A 25,601-nucleotide genomic window follows, 5' to 3' on the forward strand; every position below is an offset into this window, starting at 1 on the left:
AACGACACGATCGGCGCGCTTGGCCTCAACGGCACGCTCGCCGGCACCGGCACGCTGACCGCGAGCCAGTATCAGCTGACCGGCGCGACCGTGAACGCCAACCTGGGCACGGGTGCGGTGTTCAACCTCGGCGGTACCTCGACGCTGAACGGCACGGCGGCAGGCGATGTCTCGGTGCAAGCCGGCACGCTGGCGCTCGGCGCGGCGGATCGTCTGGCGGACGCCGCAAACGTGGTGGTCGCCTCGGGGGCGACGCTGGACATCGGCGCGTTCAACGACACGATCGGCGCGCTTGGCCTCAACGGCACGCTCGCCGGCACCGGCACGCTGACCGCGAGCCAGTATCAGCTCACCGGCGCGACGGTGAACGCCAACCTGGGCACAGGCGCCGTCTTCAACCTGGGCGGCACTTCGACGCTGAACGGCACGGCGGCGGGTGATGTCTCGGTCCAGGCGGGCACGCTGGCGCTCGGCGGCGCCAACCGCCTCGCCGACACAGCCACGGTGGTGGTCGCATCGGGCGCGACGCTGGACCTGGGAGCGAACAGCGACACGATCGCTGCGCTCGCGCTCGGCGGCACGCTGGCTGGCACCGGCACGCTGACCGCAGGCCAGTATCAGCTGACCGACGCCACCGTGAACGCCAATCTGGGCGCTGGCACGCTCGTCAACATGGCCGGCACTTCGGTGCTGAACGGCACGGCGGCCGCGGGTACCGTCACCGTCCAGGACGGCACGCTGCGCCTTGGCGCCAGCGACCGGCTGGCCGACAATGCCGTGCTGGGCGTTGCCGCGGGAGCGACCTTCGATCTCGCAACCTATAACGAGACCGTCGCCAGCCTTGCCGGCACCGGCACGATCGCACTCGGCACCGGCCGCCTGACGCTCAACAGCGCGTCGAGCACCGGCTTTGGCGGCTCGATCACCGGTTCGGGCACGCTCGACAAGCAGGGCCTGGGCACGCTGACGCTGGCCGGCACCTTCGCGACCACGGGTCGCTTCGACGTTTCGGCAGGCACCCTCGCCTTCTCGGGCTCGACCCAGGGCGGCATCCGCGTCCAGGGCGGAACGCTGATCGGCGGCGGCACGCTGGCAGGCGCGCTGACGGTCAACTCGGGCAGCTTCTCGCCGGGCGGCCTCGCCACCGGCGCGCTGGGTGCGATCAACCCGATCGGCAGCTTCACCGTGGGCAGCCTGGTCGCCACCGGCGGCACCCTGTTGTTCGATTTCGGCGGCATCGGCCTGAACTTCGCGTCGGACACGATCCGGGTGAACGGCACCGCCACGCTCTCGGGCGGCACGGTGCAGGTCAACGCGCTGACCGCGGCGGCGAGCGACTACCGCTTCAACCAGCTCTACACGATCGTCCAGGCGAACAGCCTGACCGGCACCTTCGCCAACGGATCGGTGTTCGCCACGGTGGCGAGCAACCCGAACCTGAAGTGGCGTCTGCGCTACGATCTGGTTGCCAATGCCGTCGTCCTCCAGGTCCAGAAGAACATGGAGTTCACCGACGGCGTGGCCCCGGGCGACGTCAACACGCTGGCCGTGGCCAATGCGCTGGGCAACTCGACGACGGGCAATGCTTCGGATCAGTGGGCAGCGACGCTCAATTCGATCACGGCGCTGAGCACCGGCGAGCGCGTCGCGGCGTTCAAGAGCTTCAGCGGCGAAGCGCTGGCCGATGTCTCCACCGCGACGATCTCGGCCAACAACCTGTTCACCGACCTGCTGCGCCAGCGCGTGGGCGACGGCAGCGATGCGCTGATCGGCGGCGGGTTCGCCGGAGCGAGCCTGGCTGATGTCCGCACCACGGGCACGGCGGGCAACAGCTTCGCAAGCGCGCTTTCGGGCGCAACCTTGCCGGGCACCGGCAGCGAGGAAGCCGGCAATGGCGGCATCTGGGGCCAGGTCTATGGCGGCTACCAGAAGCTGCTCGGCGACGGCGTGCATGCCGGCCTCGACACCACCATGGCGGGTGTCGCGATGGGCGTGGAGACGCGGATGGACGGCTTCACTGCGGGCGTTGCCGGCGGCGTGGCCCAGATCGATGCCGATATGGACAGCCGTTATTCGACCGTCAGCGGCAACCAGTATCAGCTGGGCGGCTATCTGAGCTACGATGCGGGCGTCGCCTTCGTCGCGGCTTCGGGCAGCTGGTATTCGAGCGACCTGAACAGCAAGCGCACGCTGATCGTCGGCAGCACCACGGCGCTGGCCACCGGCGACATCCACTCGACCGGCTATTCGGTGGGCGTCACCGGCGGCTTCCGCACCGAATTCGCCAACGGCCTGCGCCTGGCGCTGATCGGCACGGCGAGCAAGGTGCGCGACCAGCGCGACGGCTTCACCGAGAATGCGACGGGCGGCCTGGGCCTCGAGATGGCCTCGGCCAATCGCGACCTGTTCACCGCCGGCGCGGAACTGCGCCTCGGCGCCAAGGTGAAGACCGGCGCCGGCATGGCGATGCCGTGGGTCAGCATGGGCGTGCGCTACAATTCGGGCGACCTCGATACCGTTGGCAACCTGCGCTTCTCGGGCGCGCCCGCGGGCACGGGCAGCTTTGCGGTCGAGGGGGTGCGGATCGCGCCGGTGCTCGGCATGCTCGGCGTCGGCATCGATGCACGGGCGAGCAGGAATGTGCGCCTGGGCATCGCGCTGGAAGGCTCGGCGGGCGAGAACACCCGCGAGGGCCGTGCGTCGGTGCGCGTGAAGATCGGTTTCTGACCGGACTGACGGAGCCACGGTTCTAAGCAGACGGAATCCTGCTTCCTACCGGACCCCGCCATGGCCCCACCACGGGGGGGCCGAGAGCCCGCGCAGGGATACTGCGCGGGCTCTCTTGCTTTCAGTCGCCGTCGCCGTCCGTATCCTGATCGCCATCACCCTCGAGATTCCGGGAAGGGTTCTGGTTCACAGAGAAACGGATGCCGACGCCGCCCTGCAGCATCTTGAGGGCATCGCTCGCATCCGCACCCGATTGGGTGAAGCTGATGACGAGCGTGCCGGGAACCACGGTAAGCAGATAATTGGCCGAAAGTGCGAGCGTGCCCTGCAGGATCGCATAGCTGCCCACCTGATCCCCTGCCTCGCGGACCAGCGCACCGCTGAAGCTGTCGCCGCTGACCACGCTGCCCGAGGTGACGGTGTAGCCGAACGCCGGATCGGGCTGGCCGAGGATCTTGGTGGCGTCGCCCACCGTCACCGTCACCGCGCGGCGGGTGATGTCGGCAGTCACCGGCGTTGCGGCCAGCGAGACGGTGTAGTTGGCGGCGTCCGCGCCCGAGAGCGACAGGCCGCTGACCTGGACCGTACGGCCGGTGCCGGCATTGGCATCGGCGAAGCGATAGGTGGCGGTGCCGGTCACCGTGTCGCCGGAGATCACGCCCGTGAGCGCGATGCGGCCGGTGGCAGCGGTGGTGCCGTCATAGACCCGGCTGTCCGCCGTAGCGGATGCGGTGATCGCGCGCGGGCTGATGACGGCGGTGCCGGTGGCGGTGCCGCTGACCGTGTAGTTGCCCGCATCCGCGCCACCCAGCGTCAGGCCGGTTGCGGTGGCGGTGCGCGTGCCGGCGTTACGACCGTCGAACGCGATGTTGCCCGCGCTCACGGTCACCTGGTCGCCCGAAAGCACGCCGTTCAGGGCGAGGCTGCCGGTGGCAACGGTGGAGCCGTCATAGACGCGGCCATTGGCGGTGAGCGTCGCGGTGATCGCCCGGGCGAGAATATCGGCTAGGTCGGTCGCTGTGGTGTTGACGACGTAGTTGCCCGCATCGGCGCCGTTCAGGGTGATGCCGCTGGCCGTGACGGTGCGACCGGTGCCGGCATTGCGGCTGTCGAATGCCAGGCTGCCCGCCCCTGCCGAGACCGTATCGCCGGACACCACACCGCTCAGCGACAGCGCGCCGGTGGCATCGGTGGTGCCGTCATAGGTGCGGTCGTTGGCGCTCAGCGTCGCCGTGATCGCCCGGGCCAGGATATCGGCCAGGTCGGTCGCGGTCGCGTTGACGACATAGTTGGCCGCATCAGTACCGGTCAGGGTGATACCATTCGCGGTGACCGTACGGCCGGTGCCGGCATTGCGGCTGTCGAAGGTCAGGTTGCCATTGGCAGTGACCTGGTCGTTGCCGAGCACGCCGGCCAGCGACAGGGCGCCGGTGGCGGCAGTGGTGCCATCATAGGTGCGGTCGTTGGCGCTCAGCGTCGCCGTGATCGCGCGGGCGAGGATGTCGGCCAGGTCAGTCGCCGTGGTGTTGACGATGTAGTTGCCCGCATCGGCGCCGTTCAGGGTGATCCCGCTGGCGGTGACGGTGCGCGTGCCGGCGTTGCGGCTATCAAAGGCCAGGCCAGCCGCGGCAACACCTACCTGATCGTTGCCGAGCACGCCGTTCAGGGTGAGCGAGCCTGTCGCGTCGGTGGTGCCGTCATAGGTACGGTCGTTGGCGCTGAGCGTCGCGGTGATCGCCCGGGCCAGGATGTCGGCCAGGTCGGTGGCAGTGGTGTTGACCGTGTAGTTGGCCGCATCGGTGCCGGTCAGCGTGATACCGTTCGCGGTGACCGTACGGCCGGTGCCGGCATTGCGGCTGTCGAAGATCAGATTGCCATTGGCAGCGACCTGGTCGTTGCCGAGCACGCCCGCCAGCGACAGCGTGCCGGTGGCAGCAGTGGTGCCGTCATAGGTGCGGTCATTGGCGGTAAGCGTCGCCGTGATCGCCCGGGCCAGGATGTCGGCCAGGTCGGTCGCGGTCGCGTTCACCGTATAGTTGGCCGCATCGGCACCCGACAGGGTTATGCCGTTCGCGGTGACCGTGCGGCCGGTGCCGGCATTGCGGCTGTCGAAGGTCAGGCCGGCCGCGGTGGCACCCAACTGATCGTTGCCGAGCACGCCGTTCAAGGCGAGCGAACCGGTCGCATCGGTAGTGCCGTCATAGGTCCGGTCATTGGCGGTGAGCGTCGCGGTGATCGCCCGGGCCAGGATATCGGCGAGGTCGGTCGCGGTCGCGTTGACGACATAGTTGGCGGCATCGGTACCGGTCAGCGTGATCCCGCTGGCGGTGACGGTGCGCGTGCCGGCATTGCGGCTGTCAAAGGCCAGGCTGGCCGCGACTGCGCTCACCTGATCGTTGCCGAGCACACCGTTCAGCGACAGCGCGCCGGTAGCGCCGGTAGTGCCGTCATAGGTGCGGTCATTGGCGGTAAGCGTCGCCGTGATCGCCCGGGCCAGGATGTCGGCCAGGTCGGTCGCCGTGGCGCTGACGACATAGTTGCCCGCCGATGCGCCGGAGAGCGTGATGCCCCCCGCCGTGACCGTGCGGGTGCCGGCATTGCGGTTGTCGAAGCTCATGCTGGCGGCGTTGGCGGCCACCACGTCGTTGCCGAGCACGCCGTTCAGCGTGAGCGTGCCGGTGGCGGCGGTGGTGCCGTCATAGGTGCGATCGTTGGCGTTCAGCACTACGCTGATCACGCGCGGATCGATGATCACCGTGCCGGGCACGAAGGCGAAGGTGTAACCCATCTCCGATGCCAGCGAGCCGAGCGAGGCATTGACGGTATAGGTGCCCGCATTGCTGCCAGCGCCGCTGACCTCCGCCGTGCCGGCATAGGCTGCAGTGGCGCTATCGCCGTTCACCAGGCCGGTGATCGTCGTGGTGACGCTCGGCGTCGTGCCGTCATAGACCAGATGGAGACTCGACGGGGTGACCGTCAGCACCGGGCTATAGCCATAGACGAACCGGTTGCCCGCATTCGGCGCGGCGGCGAAGCTGCCGGTGCCGAAATCATAGGCGTCGCCATAATAGCTGATGCCTGCCAGCCCGCCGAAATCATTGCTCGGGTCGGACTGGCCCGGATTGCCCGCCGCCTGGGTATAGACCAGCCAGCGGCCATTCGGGGTGCTGAGGGCCCCGGCCCCCGCCAGGTTGGTGAACAGCCCGTCCGAAGCGAGCGTGATCGCATCGCCGGTGGCCGAGGAGATGACGCTGCCATTGGCACCGATCGTCAAGCCGCCATGCGAGGCGATCGCCGCCGCGCCGCTGCCCGCGTCGATATCGCCAACGATCGTCAGCGCGATTGCGTTGTTGAGGCTCAGCCCGTTGCTCGAGAAGCCGGTCACCGCGCCGATTCGGTTGTCGCCGCCCAGCGTCGCCGAGCCGGTGACGCTGGCGAGCAGCTGCGCGGCTTCGATATGGCCGCTGTTCTGGGTCAACGCGCCGTCCACCTGGAGATCGAGCAGGCCGCTCACCGCGACGGTATCTTCGAGGGTGAGCCCCCGAAGGTTGCGCAGGGCGAAATCGCCATTGGCAACGCTGATCGCACCGAGGCTGGCAACCCGCGAACCGGCGCCGCCGGCGTCCAGATTGACGCTGTCCTCCGCCGTCACGCTCAGCGTGCCGCCGGTGATGCTGGCCGCGGCGATACCGCCCGTGCCCGAGCTCAGGTTGATCCCGAAATTGCCCGAGACATCGCCCAGCTGGACATCGCCCTGCCCCGCGATATCGATGATGCCCGCGCTGGTGGTGACGTCGCCAAGGCCGACCGCCCCGCCCTGAGCGGCGATGGAGATCACGCCGACCGACTGGACGTCGTCGGCGAAGAAGCCGCTGTTGCGGGTCGTGACCTGCACGGTGCCACCCTCGATTGCACCGAAGCCGTCTGCGCTGTCGAGATTGATGACGAGGTTGCCATTGCCGGCACGGATACCGCTGCCCGCCTGGACAGAGCCGGCACTGCTGAAGACGTTCGCGCCGCTGATCGAGGCCGGATCCGCGGCGCCGATCACCAGGTCTCCGCCCGCCGTGAGCGACAGCGCATTGACGCCGTTGCTGGTCAGCGCCGCGCCGGCGAGCGAGAGATTGTTGCCCGCGACAAGCGTGATCGCGCTACCGGTCTCGATGAAGCCGGTGTGCAGCGAGCCGTTGAGCGCGCTTATCGACGCCGTTCCCCCGACCGTCAGGTTCACCGTGCCGAAATCGAAGTCACCCACCGTATCGGTGATTGCGAGCGCGCCGCTGATCGGGCCGACCGGCAGCGCGTGGCCCGCGAAATCGCCCGCGGTGACCGTATAGTTGCGGCCGACGCCAAGCGTATTGGAGATATCCGCCGTGCCGGAGCCGGCATCGATCGTGACGTCGTGGCCCTCGACCCATTGCAGGGCGACGCCCTGACCAATGACGGTGACGTTGCCGATGGTGCTGAGGAGCAAGCCGCCGGTAACCGCGCCATCCTGCGCCTCGACACGGATATCCCCCGACGAAGTGAGCGAACCCGTGGAATGCAGGTCGCCATCGGTGTCGAGGATCGTCACGTCGCCCAGGCTGGTGGCGCCACCGAACAGACTCGGGCTCAGCGTGAAGGTGCCGAAGTCCGCCGCGGTCAGCGCATAGCTGCCGCCGCTGCTCTGCGCATCCCGGATGTCGAGCACGCCCGCGGTCGAGACAGCGATGTCGTGACCGCGCAGCAGGTTGATGCCAAGGTCGCCCGAGGCGACTGCGATGCCGATATCGCCCGCATCGGCGCTGACAAGATCGAGCACGCCGGTAATGCTGAGCAGGTTGATCGAGATGTTACCACCCGACGAGACCAGCCAGCCACCGGTGCAGCCGCAGCCGGCGCCCAGCGTGCCGTTGGTCACGACCGTGTTCGCGACGGTGGCGATGGCGCCGGCATCGGCACCGAGGGTGATATTGCCCTGGGCCGCCAGCGTGAAGCCGTTGGACGCGGTGAGGCCCCGAACCGTGGCGGAGGCGTCGGTATAGAGATAGGCCGTGCCCGAAGCCGCGACCTGGTTGACCTGCACATCCCCGGCGACGGCAATCGTAACATCGACGCCATTGAGGAGATCGGCGGTGAACCCACCGACATCGCCATAAACGTCGAGGGTGCCGCCCGAGCTGAGCGAGGCGGCACGGATCGCGTTGGCCTGAATAGTCAGAGCGTTGCCGGCCGAGAGGTTGGCGATGGCAGTGGTGTCGACGGTGCCGGTGCTCTCCAGATTGAGCGAGTTGCTGGCGTTGATGCCGCCGCCGCCCAGCGTCAGGTCGCCGCCCTGCGCCCGCAGGTCAACCTGCGTACCGGAAGCCGCGTTCACGGTGAGCGAGCCGCCATAGGCCTCGGCCGTGGCGTAGCCGGTATAGCCCTGGAGCAGACCGATCGTCAGCTCACCGTTCAGCACGTTGACCGAAACGTTGTTCGCCTGGAGCAGCGCCAGGTCCGCCGAATGGTCGAGATTGGCCCGCGCGCCGGTCGAGCCCAGGACATAGGCACTGCCGGTCGAACCCGCCGCTCGCTCGAAATAATTGTCGCTGGCGATCGACGGATAGTCGTTAGCCCCGAGCGTAGCCGTGCCGAGGACACTCTGCACGGTGACGTCGCCGGTGGCGCCGGTGAGCGTCGCCTGGCGCAGGGTGGCGTTGCCGAACAACGAATAGACGGTCAGGTCGCCGCCCGCGCTGGCATAGCCAACGCTCGCCGCGCCGAACTGGGCGGAGATGCCGATATTGGCGCCCGCCTCGACGCTGCCCGTCACGCTGAGCCCCTGGCTGCTCCGGAGCGTTGCGCTGCCAGTATCGGCGGCAGCGTGGAAGACCGTTAAGGCGCCGTTGCTGGCGGAGACGTCGATATCGGTCCCCGCGAGCAGCTCATAGGCATTGACCGAGTTGGCCGAGCCCGTCACGGCGCCGGACAGCGACTGGATCGTGCCGTTGCCGAGCAGGCCGCTCACCGAGAAATCGATGTCGCCTTCATATTCGAGCGTGTTGCCACCCATGTCGAGCGCGCCGGTGGCGGTCAGTGTCCAGGTGCCGGCGCGAGTGTAGGCGGGAGCAAGCGCGGCGCCCGCGAAACTGCGGCCGGTAAGCGTGTAGTCGTTGGCGACAAGGAGGAAATCGCGGACGTCGACGAGGCCCGAATTGGCGATCAGCGAGACATTGTCGCCGCTGAGGCCACCGATGCCGATGTTGCTTGCCTGGATCTCGACATTTCCGTTCGCGCCGAGCTGGACGCCGGTATCGGCATCGAGCGCACCGTTGGATACGGTGATCAGGATATTTCCGAGCGCCGCGATCGAGGTCGGCAGGAAGAGATTGCCGCTGTCCTGGGTGATCGTCAGGTTGGCGACGCCGCAACCACAGGGTGAGAGCGCGCCGGCGTTGAAGCCCGTACCGCTCCACAGCGTATAGTCGCCACTGACAGTGACGCCGGTCGCATTGACCGAGCCCAGCACCGAGCGCAGCGAGACATTGCCGCCCTGAACGTCGCCGAGCGACAGGTCGCCGGTGCCGACCTGCGCCTGGACATTGCCAAAGGCAAGGATCGAGAGTGCCTGATCCATGCTGTCCAGATTGACGAACGCCCCGCCCGCGCCGGCGTTGATCGTCGCGCTGCCGCTCCAGCCGTTGAACCGCAGCGTGTTGGCCACCGAGATGCTCGCGGGGTCGCCCGCACCAAGGATCACGCGGTCGCCGCTGAACACCATGTTGTGGCCATCGGCTTCGTCGTCATCGCCGCTCGCGCCGATCGATGCAGCGGTGAGCGATACCGCATAGGCGCTGCCCGCGGCGATCGAGATGTCGTCGCCGGCCTGGACCGTGGACAGCTGCACCGCGCCGTTATGGCTGGTGATCGAGACGTCGCCCTCGACGTCGATCGCGGGGTTGACGATGATGTGGCTGTCGGCCTCGAGCAGCAGGTCACCCGCTGCGGTGACCGTCGGCCCGTTGATCGTCAGGAAGCCGCCACCGGTAACGACCACGCTGGCATTGCCGGGGCTGGTGAGCGAGGCGAGCACGAGATCGCCGACATTGTTGATGTTGATGTCGCCGCTGAGCGTGGTCAGCGAGAGCGAGCCGAAATGATTGTCGCCGAGAAGTTCGATGCCGTTCTGCGCGGAAAGCGTGACCGTGTCGGCGGTGATCACGCCGCCCGACTGGGTGATCCGGCCCGCAGTCGAGGTCAGCACGACGGCATCGGCGATGATGTCGCTGGTGACGTCATAATCGGCGGCCTGCGAGAAGCTGAACAGCGTCGGATCGATGAAGCCGAGGCGCAGGATGTCCTGGTTGGCGAGGACGACGTCGCCGATCGCCTGGATGTTGAGCGTGCCGGTGTGGAGCACGCCGCTCGCGCTGTTCTGGATCGCCGGGCCGCTCGCCAGCGTGCTGATCAACGTGATGCTGTGGTTCCGGTCGGTAGTGACGTCGGCATCGATCGTGAGCGAGCGATCGGTCGCGACGGTGAAGTTGCCGCCGCTGACGGTGATCGCGCCCAGCGTCGAGATATGGTTGGCGCCGGTCAGCAGGAAGTCGCCATTGGTGGCGCTGCCCTCGATCCGGCTCGAGTCGATGACGCTGTTCGCGCCCTGGGTGACCGAGCCGCCGCTTGCCACCAGCTCGAGCGGCTGGCCGGCCGGCGAGATCGCGCCGATGAGATCGACCGATTCCGCGCCGAGACGGATCGTGCCGCTGTTCGCTGTGATGTTGCCGAAATGGCCGACGGTGCCGTTGAGGATCAGGTCGATATTGCCGGTATCGGTGAGGGCGCTGAACGTGCCGCCGATGGCGGTGACTGCCCCGGTGGTGTTGATGCCGCTGCTGGCGTGGAGCGCCAGGTCGCCGTCCACGTACACATTGTTCAGGCTGATCGCGCTGAGCGGCGCCGTGATGTCGGCATCGCCGTTGAAATTGAGGTTCAGCTCCAGCGCGCCGGTGGCGTGGATGTTGTTCAGCACCGCGATGCCGGCGCTGCCGGTGTTGCTGAGGCTGACCATCGGCGCAGAGATCGCGCCGCCGGCCATGGTGAGCGCGAAGTCGGTCGCCAGGCCCGAGCGGACAAAGGCGACGCTGTTCACGCCGGTGACCGAGCCAGTGATGCTCGTCACCCCGACGCCCAGCGAGACATTGTCGCCATAGATGTTGCCGAGATGCGCGATCGCGTTGTCGCCGGTCATCTCGACATCGCCATAGGTGTCGACGTTGAGCAGGTTGGCCTTGACCGAGTCGACGGTGATGCGGCCCACGCTGAGGCTCACAGTGCCGTTCTCGGCCGAGATCAGGGTACCGCCGAAGATGTTGGAGCTGGTGACCAGCGAGATATCGCCGGCCGTGGTCGTCAGGCGATCAATATAGCTGAAGGTGCCACCGAGCAGGTCCACACCCTGGGCAGCCGTGATGTCGAGGGTGCCCGCGGAAAAGGCGTTGCCGGGCTGGGTGACGCTGCCGCCATCCGAATAGAGGCCGAGCAGCGAGCCCGAGTGGATGCTACCCCAGATCTCGATGTCGCCGGCGTTGCGGAAGCGGAAGTCGCCGCTGGTGTTGATGGTATCGAGTCGCGCAACGGCATTGGCTTGCTGGAGGTCCGCGCTGCCGGCGCTGACGTTCAGCGTGTCGCCGGTGATCGTGCCGCCGGTCTGGCTGATGTCCGAGGCGCCGTTCAGCGTGACGCTGGTGCCCGCGGTGATGTCGCCGGTCAGCGCGTAGGCGGTCGCGCTGTTATAGGTCAGCTCGGTACCGGCGCTGAGCGCGCCGACATAATCGATCGCATTGCCCTGGTTGAGCGAGAGCGAGCCATGCGCCGAGGCAGTCAACGTGCTGCCGACCATAGCGCCCGACTGCCAGATATTGCCGTTGGTCGAGGTCAGGGCGATCGAATGCGTCCCGGCATCGATCTGGTCGATCGTGAAGGTGCCGTCGTTGACGAAGGTCACGTTGTCGCCGAACAGCCGGACGCTGCCGCCGCCGTCGATCTGGTTCGCGGCGCCGAGCGTGATGTCGCCCACCCCGGTCACGTTGAGCCAATAGCCTCTGATCCGCCCGCCAATCTGGTTGACCGCGCCACCGGCGTTGAGCGTGAAGGTGTCACCCGTATCGATGTTGCCGGTCAGATCGACCGCGTCGAGGCTGGCGATATTGATGTGCCCGCCGGTGTTCAGCGTGCCCAGTGCCGCAATGTGGTTGGTGGAGCCGGCCAGATCGAAATCGCCATAGCTGCTGCCATTGAGCAGGTTTGCGGTGATCGAACCCGAAGTCTGGCGGACGAAGCCGCTATTAGCCGTGCCGCCGAGCGTGACGGTGTCCCCGCTGATGTCGCCCTGGATATCGAGCAGGCCGGAAAGGATCGACACGTCGCCGGCGGCGGTGGTCGCGCCATAGACATAGCTCAGGTTGCCGGTGAGCGAGATGCCGGTCGCCGCCGCGACGGTGATCCCGCCACTGTTGACCGCACCGCCAGCCATCGAGATCGAGCCGGTCTGGCTGGTCAGGAAGGTCTGGTACATCCCGTTCTGGATGGCACCGGCGATGGTGAAGCTGTCGTCGTTGACGAACTCGAGCTGGTAGCCGCTGAAGCCGCCGAGCGATGCGACATGATTGGTGGTGTTGAGGAAGGCACTGCCATTGACCGGGCTCACCGTCAGCAGGCCGGCGGTGATGTTGCCGCCGCTGACATCGCCGGTGTTGTTGATCGTGACGTTGTGGCTGCCGGCGTCGATCGCGTCGATCGTCAGCGCTACGCCGTTGGTCAGTGTGAGATCCGAGCCGGTGGAGATCAGGCCGATGCGGGCGATCTGGTTGCCGGTGTTGCTCAGATCGACATTGGTGCCGGTGGCCGAGAAGGTGCCGGCGATGATCGAGGTGCCGGCAATCTGGGTGACGCCACCGGTATCCGAGATCATCTCGACGACATGGCCGGCCGCACTGATGTTGCCGAGCGCGAAATCGCCGGTGTTGCGGAAGCGCAGGTCCCTGCCGTTCGAGTTCAGCGTCGCCTGGCCGATCTGGTTATGGTTGAGCAGCGAGATGCCGTTCGCGGCCCCCGCTCCACTCGTCGCCTCCAGATAGTCGCTGTAGATCGCCTGGATGCCGGTCTGCGTAATGTCGCCGCCGGCGACCAGCTTGACCAGGTCGTGCGCCGTGATCCGGCCGTCGAGTGTCAGGTCAGTGCTGGTGCGTAGCGAGAAGCCATCGAGCGCGGTGATGTCGTTGAGCGTAGCGATCGCGTTGAGCTGGTCGAGCACGATGTCGCCACCGGCGGCGCTGGCGTCCAGCCGGGCGGCCGAGATCGCGCCCGTCTGGGTGATGTCGCCGCTGTCCGCAGTCAGCGAGAGCAGGCCCGGCGTGCTTACCGTGCCGAGCAGGATCGCGTTCACCGAACGGAAGGTGATGTCGTCGCTGGCGGTGAAGTTGCTAGCCGTGGTCGAGCCGACATCATTGGCGCTCAGCAGCGCGATGCCCGTTGCGGTGAGATCGAGATGATCGGCGGTGATCGTGCCCGTGGTCTGGCCGAGATAGCCTGACACATCCATGGTCAGCGCGCCGCCGGCGCTGATCGCGCCTTCCAGCATCAGGGTCTGATAGCTGTTGTACGCGATCGAGCCGCCCGCGCTCATGTCGCCGAGCGCACCGACCATATTGTCCGCCGTCAGATCGATATCGGTCGCGGCGGTCGCGTTCAGCGTGCCGGTCCAGATCGAATTGCCAGGGACGATCAGCTGCGTGACCTTGCCGGTGTTCGAGACCAGATTGACCACGCCGTTCTGCGCGGTGATCGCGTCGACCGTCAGATCGCCCTGGTTGTGCAGCGTGATCGTGCCGCCATTTCCGGCCGTGGCATTATAGGTGCCAACGGCGTTGGCGAGGTTGAAATCAAGGTCGCCCCCGGCGTTCAGGTTGAGCGTGCCGGCGGTAACCGTGCCTACGCCCTGGCTGATCGATCCGGTGCCGAGCGCGGTAAGGCTTACCGTGTCCGTGGTGACAATGTTGCGATTGATGCTGAAGCCAGTGGCACTGACGATCGAGATGTCGCCGGTGCCAGCCGAAACGTTCGCGAGCAGCGAGGTGAAGCTGTTGGTTGAATCGTTGAGCGTGATCGAATCGCCCCGCGCCATCAGGGTATAGACGTGGATCGCGCCGCTCTGCGTGAGCGCACCGCCATTGGCGATGACCTCGCCCGCCTGTGCGGTGAGGCCGAGGATATCCACGGCTCCCCCGCCGACCAGGCTGACCATGTTGCCCGTCAGATCGACATGGAGCACCGAACCGCTCGAATAGATCTGGTTCAGGAAGATGTCGCCCGTGACATTTGCCACCAGCGTATCGGTAACGACCGAGCCGCTGGGATAGCTGTAGCTCAAGTCACCGCCCGAGTTGATCGTCAGCCGGTTGGCGCCAACATTGACCTGGCCGGCAATGTTCAGGCTGCTGCTCGAGCGGAAGGCGCTATCGCCTCCCGCCGTGACATTGCCCAGCGCGCCGATCGTGCCGCCCAGATCGATGCCGCTGTCCGCATAGGCGGTCAGCGTGCCGATATCGACGTTGTCGCCCGGGCTGCTGATGCTGCCGTTGGTGACGGTGAGCGAGACATTGCCGCCCACCAGGGTGCCGAACCGGGTGTCGAAGTTCGAGACGATGGTGACGGCCCCGCCGCCCGAGGCGATCAGCGTATCGACAGTGCCGAGCCGGTTGGTGGCGCTGGTCAGCGCGATGCTGGTGCCGCGGATGTCGAGGAAATTGCCCGCGACGTAGGTGATCTGGCCGCCGCTCTGGGTGATGGCGCCGTTGCTCCGCAGCCCGAGATAGCCGGAGACGATCGCGCCGCTGAGGTCGAAGCCGTCCTCGCTGTAGACATAGCCCAGGCTGGTCACATCGCCGATCCCGGTGATGTGGTTCCAGGTCGTGCCGTCGCCGCGCAGATCGAAGGTTCCGCCGTTCAGATTGATCTTGCCTGCGGTGACCAGCACGCCAATCTGCCGGACCTGGGCAGTGGGATCGACGGCGCGCAGCGACAGCGTCTGACCGTTCAGCGCATTGATGTCACCGGTGATGTCGAAGCTGTCGGCATCGGTATAGGCAAGGCCGCCGCTGACTGCGTTGGTCAGGCCGGTGATGTTGGCGACATTGTTGGTCGTGCTGGTCAGCGACAGACCGAGATTGGCGTTGGCGCGGAAATTGGTGGCGGTGATCGCGCCGCTGTTCTGGGTGATCGAGCGCGTCGAGCTCAGCGAGACATTCTGGGCCGCCGCCGCGACATTGCCGTTCAGGGCGAGGTCACGGGTCGTCGCGAAGGCGATGCCGCCGCTGGTGCTGTTGCTCAGCCCGCCGACCGCGTCGATCGCGTTGCCGGTGTTGTCGAGCGTGATCCCGTTCACGGCGCTCGCGGTGAACTGCGAAGCGGTGATGCGCGCGGTCTGGCTGATCGCGCCGCCGCTGGTCAGCGCGATGTCGCCGCCGGTGGTCCAGATGTCGTTGACGACGATGTCGCCGGCATTGCCGAAGTGGAAATAGCCGGTGCCGGTGTCGACCGCGCCCAGGCTCTGGACATGGTTCGTCTGGCTGAGATCGGCATCGCCGTCCGTGTCGAGGGTCAGCGTCTGCGCAGTGATCGTGCCGGCGAGCTGGCCGGTGATCCCGCCGCCATTGGCGGTCAGCGAGACGTTCGCCGTGCCGGCGTCGATGTCGCCCTGGATGTCGAACGCGCCATTGTTGGTGAACTCGATGCCGCCGGTGGCGCTCGACAGGCCCCAGACCGTGCCGAACAGCTGGCGGCGCAGCACGATGCCGGTCTCGGCATTGCCGATCAGCCCGCCGCCGATGATCTCGCCATTGGTGGTTGTGCGCAGGGTGCCGCCCGAAGTCAGCGTGACCATGCCGGGCGCATGGATGCTGCCGTCGGCCACCAGGTCACCGGCATTGGTGAAGGTGAAATCGCCATTGCCGGCATAGACGTCGCCCAACAGGTCGACGGCATTGGCCTTGCCGAGCGTGATGTTGCCGAAGTCCGTCCGGATGTTGAGCCGGGCGGCGGTGATGATCCCGGACTGCTGGGTGATATCGCCCATGCCGGTACGCACGGTCACCGTGCCGGCGGCGCTGAGGTTCCCGTCGAGGATGAAGCCGGCATAATTGTAGAAGGCGATGTCGCCCGTGTCGCTGACCAGGCCCTTCACCGTGCCGATATGGAGATCGGCCAGCGGGTCGATGGCGATGTCGCCACCAGCGTGCAGCGCGAGCTGGCGCGCGGTGACGGTGTCGAACTGGTCGACGGTGATCTTGCCGCCCGCGCGGATGTCGAGCAGGCCATTGGCGTTCGACGTGCTGTGCCCGATCCTCAGGTCGCCCAGCGTGTTGAACTGGATCGTGCCGGTGCCCGAGGTCGATAGCCGCACCAGATCGACATCGTTATTGGCGGCCAGCGCGGTGATGTCGCCGCCTGCGGTCAGCGACAATTCTGGCGTCGTGATCGCGCCGCCCGTCTGGGTGATGTTGCCGCTGGCCGTAATGCCGAACGAGTTCGCATGGACGTCGCCAGTCAGCGCGACGTCGCCGGTGATGCCACCGACAAAGACGGTATAGTTGCTCTGGACGGTGCCGATCGCGTCGATCACGCCGCCGCGCAGGCCGACATATCCGGCCGAATCGATGTTCAGCAGGCCGGCGTTGACGGTGCCGTTGTTCTGGATGATCTGCCCGTCGGAGGAAGCCAGCGTCACGGTCTGGCCCGCGGCGGTGACGTCGCCGGTGATCGTGTAATAGGTGCCGCTGCTCTTGAAGCTGATCCCGCCGGTGCCGCTGTTCGTCAGCAGGCGAACATTGCCGATCACGTTGGTCTGGTCGAGCCAGAGGCCGTCGACCGCACGGCCGACGAAGCTGTCCGCGTAGATCAACGAGCCCCCCAGCTGCCCGATCGCACCGGCGTCGGTGGTGAGCTGGACGTCGGCGCCCATCACCGTCTGGCTGATGGCGAAGCCGTTGATGTCGTGGAAGCGCACGTCCCCGATGGAAAGCAGCGAGTCCAGCGTACGGACGTCATTGTTGCCGTCCAGGTAGATGTTGCCAACCCCGTTGACGTTGTAGGCATACAGCGCATCCGCCTTGAGCGTGCCGCCGACCTGGGTGATCGTGCCCTCAGCGCCGAGGAAAAGTTGGCCGCCGGTCAGGATGGTCCCGTTGAGATCGAGCGCGCCGGCGGTGATGATCTTGATGTTGCCGCCGGCATTCAGCCCGGTGATCGCTGCGATCGCATTGGCGGCGTTGTCGAAAGTGACAATGCCCTGGGCCGCCTGCGCGTTCAGCGTGGAGGCGGACACCGCGCTGCTCGACAGGATCGAGCCGGTATCCGAGGTCAGCATCACATCGCCGCCCGCAGTGTAGCCGCCCATCGCGCCGAGATCGATGTCGCCCGAATTGCGAAGGAGCAGGGTACCCAGCGTACCGACGGAGACCGAGCTTCCGCTGCTGTCGAAGCTGTTCGCGCCATTGAACAGGATGGAGGCACCGCTCAGCGAAAGCGTGCCGGCGTCGACCCGGCCGGCCCCCTGGGTGAGGGTGGCGGTGGCGCTGAGGTGGACATCGTCGCCGGTGATCGTGCCGCTGTCCTGGAAAATGTCGCCCGCACTCGCCCGCAGGTCCACCGTGTGGAGCGTGCCGGTGCCGGCGGTGACGTCGCCGGTGAGATGGAAGCCGTTGGCATCGGTGAGGCGCACGCTGCCGGAGGCGCTGGCCAGCTTGCTGACGCTGTTCACGTCGGTATTGAACGTGAGGTCGATCGCCCCGCCCGCGTCGAGCGACAGGTCGCCCGCCCGGATATAGGATCCGAGCACGCCACCAGCCGTGGTCACGACCGCGTTGCCCGTAGTGCTGACGGTGAGGTCGAGCGTGGACGTGCTCACATTGTTGAACGTGACGGTCCCGCCCCCCTGAGACGTACCGCCGAAGCTGGTGAGGTTGTTGGCCTTGTCCAGCGTGATGCTGCCGGCGGCGCCGGTAAGCAGGGTGTTGCCGCTCGCAGTGCCGCCGCTCTGGGTGATCGAGCCGGTGTTCGCGATCAGGCTGGCGACGAAGGCGCTGAGGTCGCCGGTCATGTCGATATTGTTGTCGGCGACCAGGGTGAAGCCGCTGGTGATGCCGACGTCGCCGAGCTTGATGTCGCCCGCCGTATAAATGGTGGCGTTGGTGGCGACGACGCTAAGCGTGTCCGCATCGACCTTGCCGTGCGGAGTCGTCACGATGCCGACGGTGGTGGTGCCTGTGGTGATGTTGCCGGTGGTGCTGAGGAGCACGGTGCCGGGCGCAGTGATGTCGCCCTCGATCGCCAGGTTGCCGGTGTCGCGGATGCGGATGTCGCCGGCCGTGGTGGCGAGGCCCGCCAGCGTGCCGAAATTGTTCGAGCTGCTGTTGAAGCCGATGCCGGTGGCGGCATGCGCGATGAGCGTGCCCACCGTCATCGCGCTCGTCTGGGTGATCGAGCCGTTGTCAGATGTCAGGGTGAGCGTGCCGATCGGGATGCCGGTCGTGGGCAGCAGCAGGCTTCCGGCGTTGCGGATCGTGACGTTGGCGTTGTTGCCATGGCCGAAGTCGGTCAGCGTGCCGAAATTGTTCGCGCCGCCGATCAGCAGGTTGCCGCCCGCGCCGATCGACAGCGTGTCCGCAGCGATCGCGCCGGTGCTCTCGGTGAGCGCGCCCTCGGCGCGAAGCTCGACGCCGCCGCCCGAGATGGAGCCCGTCAGGTCGAGATTGGTGTTGGTGTAGATGTAGATGCCGCCGGTGTTCTTGGCGGTGAGATCGCCGAGCGCGCGGATGCTGTTGGCCGTATTGCCGTTCTGGATCGTGATGCTGCCATTGACCGCGCTGGCGCTCAGCATGTCGACGTCGATCACGCCATAGCCGATGCTGACGTTGCCGGTGTCGGAAATCAGCGTGAAGTTGTGGGCGTGACCGGCCTGGTTGCTGGTCCAGTCCAGGCTGAGCGAGCCGACGGTGCGCAGCGTCAGGTCATGGGTGACCGTATAGATGCTGATCCAGGGGAACTCGTTCGCGCCGATCAGAGACACATCGGTGCCCCGGAAGCTCAGGCCGCCATCGCCCGTCACCACCTTGGCATCGACGTCCTGCGTGACCGACTGGGCGGCGTCGAGCTCGACGCTGTAGCCGCTGATCGTCCCGCTGTTCTGCAGGAGCGAGCCCAGGCTCGAGTTTAGGCGGACATAGCTGGAGCCGGTCCCGCCGCTCGCGGTGACATTGCCGTCGAGGTTGATGTCACCCTGGTTCTCGACGTCGATCGCACCGGCCGACGAGGTGAGGTAGCGATAGCTGCCGACGTCGATGGTGACGGTCTGGTCATTCAGATAGATGCCGCCGACCGCGTTGATCCCCACCGAGCGCGCGATCACGCTGTCGTAGTTGGCGGCCCCGCCCGCGACATCGACGGTCAGGTCGCCGGCGGTGTCAATCTTGAATTCGACGTTGCCATTGCCGGTGAGGGTGATGTCGCCACCGTTGCTCGAGCTCGCCCAGATGATCGCGTTGCCGGTGCTATCGAGCGTGATGCTGTCACGCGCGGTGGCGGTAACCGAGTTGGCCGAGATCGTGCCGCTGGCGCCGTGCCCGATCGTGCCGAAATTCGCTTTCAGCGTCGCGTCGCCGCCATTGGTGTTGAGCAGGCCTGCGACGGTGAGATTGCCGTCAGTATCAATCGCGAAATTGCCGTTGGTGGTGACGGTGCCGAGCTGGATATTGTTGCCCGCAACCAGATTGGCACTGGTCGCCGCAACGTTGAGCAGGCCGCCCGCGATGACCAGCCCGCCGGTGGTGGTTATCGCGCCGCCCGAAGTCAGCGAGAGCGCCCCCGCCGCCTGGACCTGGCCGGTAATATCGAAGGCATCCGTATCGCGGATCGTGAGGGCGCCGTTCTGGCTGCGGCCCGCCCCGAGGCGATCGAAATCGTTCGCGGCCTGATCGAGGAGGATGGCGCCGACGGCGTTCACGGTCAGCTTGTCGGCGGTGATCCGGCCGCTGCTCTGTGTGATCGCGCCGACGTCGTTGTTGAGCGTCACGTCGCCGCCAGTGCCTGCGGTGATATTGCCTTCCAGGTACAGCGAGCTGCCGGCGCGGAAGACGATGTCGCCCGTCCCGCCCGCGGTCAGATTCCCGAGAATGGTCACGCCATTGGCATTGTCGAGCGTGATGCTGCCGCCGGCGGTGGCGTTAAAGGTGTGGGCGACGATATAGCCGCCACCCGCGTTCTGGCCGATCGAGCCGGTGCCGCCGGCGGTCAACGACAGCGTGTTCACCCCGGAATTGATGATCCAGCCGAGATTGAAGCCGTCGGCGTCGACATAGGTGATGTCGCCGCCGCGCGCGATCCAGCCGCCGATCGTCGTATTGCCGATCTGGGCGACGTTGTTGGCCGCATTGTCCAGCGTGATCGCGCCGCCGGCGATGACGACGAGCGCGTTCGCGGTGAGCGCCCCGGTCTGCGAGACCGAGCCATTGTCCGAAGTGAGCGAGATCGTGCCGGTCGCGGTGATCGCCGGCGCGATGACATCGCCGAGCGCGCGGTAGAGGATATCCCCGCTGGTGCTCGACAGGCCGGTGATCGCGGTGATGTCGTTGGCGTTCTGGAGCGAGATCCCGGTCGCGGCGGCGGCGGTGATCGCGCTCGCGGTGATCGTGCCGCCGGTCTGGGTGATCGCGCCGCTCTGCGAGGTCAGGGTGAGGGCATTGCCGCCCGTGGTCACCGCATCGGTCAGGTTGAAGCTGCCGGCATTGGTGAAGGCGCTCGCCCCGCCCGCGCTCAGCGTGCCGAGATTGGAGACTGCGTTGGCGCTCGTCGCGTTGATCGCGCCGGTCGCCGACAGGTTGAGCGTATCGGCGGTGATCACGCCGCCGGTCTGGTTGATCGCGCCTAGCTGGTCGGAGATCGATACCGTCTGACCGGCAGCGCTAATATTGCCGGCCAGCGTGGTGCCGTAGCCACCGTTGTTGATGACGATGCGGATGCCACCGCTGGTCGTGTTGGTGATCGTGCCGAGATTGATGATGTTGTTCGCGCCGAAGGCACCGCCCCACAGGTCGATGCCGGTGACCGCGCTCAGGTTGAGCGTGTTGTACGCATAGAGGTAGCTCCCATCGCCCTGGGTGATCGCGCCGCCCGAGGTCAGCGAGATCGTGTCGCCCGTGAGGCCCGACCAGATTTGGAGGTCGCCTACGGTGTTGATCGTGGCGCTGGTGTCGACCTGCGTCTGGAGCAGTTTCGTGAACTGGTTCGCCCGGGTGAAGCTGACCGAGCCACCCTGCGCCCCGAAAGCGCCGGCGCTGACGATGCCCGCGCTCTGCGTGATCGCGCCGTTGCTGCCGGCGCGCAATAGGATGCTCCCGACGGCACTGGCGGTAAGGTTGCCCGCCACGTCGAAGCCGTCGGCGTCCTGATACTGGGTATCGTAATCGGTGTTGGTGATCCCGCCGAGCGTCGCGATATTGTTGTTGGTGCTGTTCAGCTGGGTGGAGCCGGCCGTGTTCAGGAAGAGCTGGTTCGCGCGGAGATAGACGCTGGCGCCGTTGTTCTGGGTGATGCCGCCCGTGTCCGAGGTGAGCGTGAGGTTGCCGCCGGTGGCATTGACGATGCCGTCCAGCGTGAAGCCGCCCTCGTTGTGGAAGCTGATGCTGTGGCCGTTGGTGGACAGGTTTGCGACGAGCCCACTCACCGTGTTGACCGCGTTCGCCTGATGGAGGTCGATATCGCCATTGGCGGTGACGTTGAGCGTGCCCGCGGTGATCTTGCCGGCATTCTGGGTGATAAAGCCATTCTGCACGAGCAGAGTCAGATTCGTGGCGGTGATATTGCCGAACAGGCCAAATCCGGCCACCGAGGTGCCGATCTCGATGTCGCCCCCGGCGAACAGGGTGCCCAGCGAGTAGATCTGGTTGCCGGATCCGCCGAACAGGATGGAGCCGTTTGCCGCCGAAGCGGTCAACCGGAGGGGGGTAACGCTATTGGCCGCGGTGATGTCGCCGGTATCCGATGTCAGGTCCAGCTGGCCGGCGTAGAAGTCGGTACCCGACGCATTGAGTTCGATGCTGCCCTTGTTGCGCAGCGTCAGGTCACCGCTCACCGAGACATCGGCGAGCGACGCGAAGTCATTGGCCCCGCCCAGCGCGATATTGCCAGCACTGGAGAGCGTCAGCGCGCCGCCATGCACGCTCGCGCCACTGCCCTGGGTGATCCCTAACATGCCCTGCAGCGTGATCGCGTCGCCGGTGATCGTGCCTGAATTCTGCAACAGGCTCCCGGTCGAGGAAGTCAGGTTGACGGAATAGAGGTCCGGGTCGCTTCCGGCGGAAACATTGCCGTCAAGCTTGATGTCGCCGTGGAGAATGACGTTGATGTAACCGCCCTGCGCGGTGAGATAGCGGATGCTGCCGATATCGGAGAAGCTTGAATCCTGCACGTCGATCGAGCCGGCCGCGGTGATCCCCAGCGTGCCCGCGGTGATGTCGCCATTGCCGGTGACATTGCCACCGGAAGACGTGACGGTGACGTTCCCGCTGGTATTCGCCGCGAAGCCGACGTCGCTGTCGCCGCTCAGGTCGATGTCGCCGCCATTGGTGGAAGTCGCCCAGAAATTGGCGAAGCCCTGGCCAACCAGGGTGATCCCGCCCTTGGCGGTAGCATTGGCCACGCCGAGGCCGATGCCGGTCGAGACCGTGCCGCTATGGGTCGTGACCGCGCCGCCGGAGGTGTACAGGGAGATGCTGTGACCGCTAGTGCTGATCGCGCCGGTCAGATCGATATCACCGGTGGTGCCCAGCGAGAAATCGCCGCCGGGCGTGCTGATCGCCCCCAGCTTGATGTTGCCGACCGCGTCGAACGTCGCGCCTTGGCCCGCGGTCACTTCCAGCGTACCGGCGGATAGCTGGCCGCCGCTCCAGGTGATCGCCCCGCTGGTGCCGAACGAGATCGTGCCCGGCGCGCTGATATCACCCGCCAGGTCGAAGCCATCGCCTTCGAGGAAGGTGATGTCGCCAGCGGCGGTGGTCAGCCCGCCCAAGGTGTTGACGCTGTTGTTGCTCGACGGTGCGGTCAGGCTGATGCCGGTCGCGGCGCGCACCACCAGCGTGTCGGCGGTGAGGCCGTTGGTCTGACTGATGCTGCCGGTATCGGAGATCAGGGTGAGCGTGCCGGCAGCGATGCCGGGGTTGCGGAAGGCGAAGCTGCCGATCGAGCGGAGCGTGACGTTGGCGCCGACGCCCCAGGAAAGGCTCGGGTCGCCTCCACCGAACTGGTTCGCGCCGGCGAGCAGCAGGTTGGTGCCGGCTCCCGCTTCGAAATATGCGCCGGCCAGCGCGCTCGCGCTGCTGTCCTGGTCGATCGAGCCCGCGGCGTGGAGCACGATGCTCGAGGCGGCCCGGATCGTGCCGGCCGCCAGGGTGATCGAGCCGGTCGCGGAGTTCAGCGAGACGGAGCCGGCCGTGCTGCTGCCGAGATCGCCGTCGACCGTGAAGCTGCCCGCGTTCTCGACGAAGACATTGCTCCCCTCGAGCCCATGATAGGTGGTGATATTGGCGCGGGCGCTCGACGAGCCCACTATGATGGAGCCCCCAGCCTGGGCGGTCAGCGAATCGGCGGTGATGGCGGAGAAGCCAGCGTTCAGCGACAGGCTGCCGCCGGAATAGAGGCTGACATCGCCGAGCGCGCCGTGGAGATTGAGGTTCAGCGCGTCGCCGCGGATCCGCACATCGGTGCCGCTGCCGCTCGTGGCGTCCGAGACATAGCTCGCCGTATCGCCCAGATGGTTGCCCGTCTGGTTCAGATCGATCCCGGTGACGGCGTTGAGGGTGAAGCTGGTGCCCAGGCTGATCGTGCCGCTGGTCTGCCGGATCGCGCCGCCGCGCGAAGTGAGCGACAGCGCGCCGCCCGCCTGGATAACGCCGCCGAGAACGAGATTACCGTCCATCGCGAGCGTGATGTTGCCGCCCGCGCTCAGATCCCCGAACTCGGTGTAGCCGCCGTCTGAGCTGAGGTTGATCGCGCCGCCCGCGGTCACGAACAGCCCGCCGGAGATCAGTGCGTTCGTCCCCGAAGACGTCGCGTCGCCCCCGACGGTGAACCGCGCGCCCGAGAAGGTATTCACCTTGAAATCGAGATTGCCCGTCGCGTTGACCGTGACGCGCCCGCCACCGATGGAGGAATTGGCCGTGAGGCTGGTGAAGCTGTTGGCGCCGCCCAGGTCGATCTCGTCACCGGCGTTGGCCACGACGGCGCCGCCGCCGGAGATGAAGCCACCGGTCTCACGGATCGCGCCGGTATCCGCAGTCAGCGAGAGCTGGTCGCCAAGATTCATGGCGAACTCGTTGGACAGCGTGATGCCGCCGGTCGCGTGGACCGTCACCGCGCCGTTGGACAGGCCGCTGCCGAGATTGGCGTCACCATTGACGTTGAACGAGCCGCCACCGCCCAGGTACAGCTCCAGGCTGGACGCGGTGATCGAGCCGGTCGTGGTGTCCATGAAGCCGCGCACGCCGAGCGTGACCTTGCCGGGTGCACTGATCGCGCCGGTGAGGATGACTCCGTCCTCGTCGCCGAGATAGGTGAGGTCACCGCTGACGGTGGTGAGATCGCCGAGCTTGTCGACCTTGTTGGCGCTGAAGGAATTGAAGTTGATGCCGGTCTGCGCGCTGGCGGTGAGCGTGTCCGCCGTGATCACGCCGGTGTACTGGTTGATATTGGTATTGTCGCTGTGGAGATTGACGGTGGCGCCTGCCTCGCCGACATCGCTGCGCAGCAGCACGTTCTCGGACGCGACGAAGTCCACCTTGGGACCCGTGACCGCGCCGCCGATCGTGCCGACATATCCCTCACCGGTGCCGGAAACCGGAGCCGCCGCCGCGGCGCCGTTCACGATATTGTGGTTGGCGCTGAGCACGATCGCGCCGGTCTCGTCGGTCATCGCCGTGGTGGCGGTGATCGTGCCGGTGTTAATGACACTGGCCACCAGGCCCGACTTCGATACCGCCGCGACGAACACGCGATTACCGCTGATGTCGCCGCCCAGGTTGATCGCATCGGAACCGGAAGTGCCGGCGCCGTCCGCGCCGTTCGCCACTTCGAAGCTGAGCAGGTCCATGTCGTCGGTCGAGGTCGGCCGGAAGCTGATCTGGTACTTCGACGCCGAGCCGACGAGCACATTGCCGCCATCCTGCGCCGATATGCCCGATCCCGCCTCGGTGGTGACCACCGGTGCCACCAGCGCGATCGCGCCGCCGTGGCTGGCGATCTGCGCGCCGTTCTGCACGGTGATGTTGCCGGTCCCCGCGCCGGTGAAGCCGAAGCTGGTTGAGGTCCCGTCAAGGAAGCCCCCCGCGCTGCTGTCGGTCGCGCGGTCCACCGCCGCGGTGGTGACGAGCAGGCCGCCGGTGCTCACGCGTGCGTTGGCGCCGATCACCACGCCGTTGGCGTTGTAGATCCAGATATTGCCGCCGGTGGTGCCGCCCGTCGAGCCGATCGTGCCGTTGAGGTTGCCGTTGATCGTGCTGCCCGCGCCGCCCACGCGGTTGAGCACGATGTCGCTGCGGTTGGCGAAGACGAAGTTCGCCGTGTCGCCATTGTTGATGTCGAACTGGCTCCAGTCGACCACCGTGCGCGAGGCGTTCAGCGTCACCGTGGTGGTGTTGGCGACCGACTGGTCGACCACCGGCGCGCCGCCATTGCTCGATGCGCCCGTCTGGACGAGCTGCGCATGCGCGGGGGCGGCCCAGACCGCCGCGAGCGCGAGCGCGCTGAACGCGGAGGTGGTGAAGAGGCGGCGGCTGCTGCGGCGGCGGGGCGCGGGCATGATC

Annotated in this window: 2 protein-coding genes; one reads left to right on the plus strand and one right to left on the minus strand. The window is 66.7% G+C overall.

Going from position 1 to position 25,601, the window contains the following annotated elements:
• Nucleotides 1-2,727: autotransporter domain-containing protein (locus P6144_RS14190; RefSeq protein ID WP_277768429.1), on the plus strand; the 2,727-nt coding region annotated here is incomplete at its 5' end.
• 121 nt (nt 2,728-2,848) lie between these two features.
• Here P6144_RS14190 and P6144_RS14195 read toward each other — a convergent pair.
• Nucleotides 2,849-25,597 carry a YDG domain-containing protein gene (locus tag P6144_RS14195; RefSeq protein ID WP_277768430.1) on the minus strand — a complete coding sequence of 7,583 codons (22,749 nt, stop codon included), beginning with the start codon at nt 25,595-25,597 and terminating at the stop codon, nt 2,849-2,851.
• Nucleotides 25,598-25,601: the final 4 nt, after the last annotated feature.

The sequence above is a fragment of the Sphingomonas sp. HITSZ_GF genome, assembly GCF_029543155.1.
GTDB lineage: Bacteria > Pseudomonadota > Alphaproteobacteria > Sphingomonadales > Sphingomonadaceae > Sphingomonas.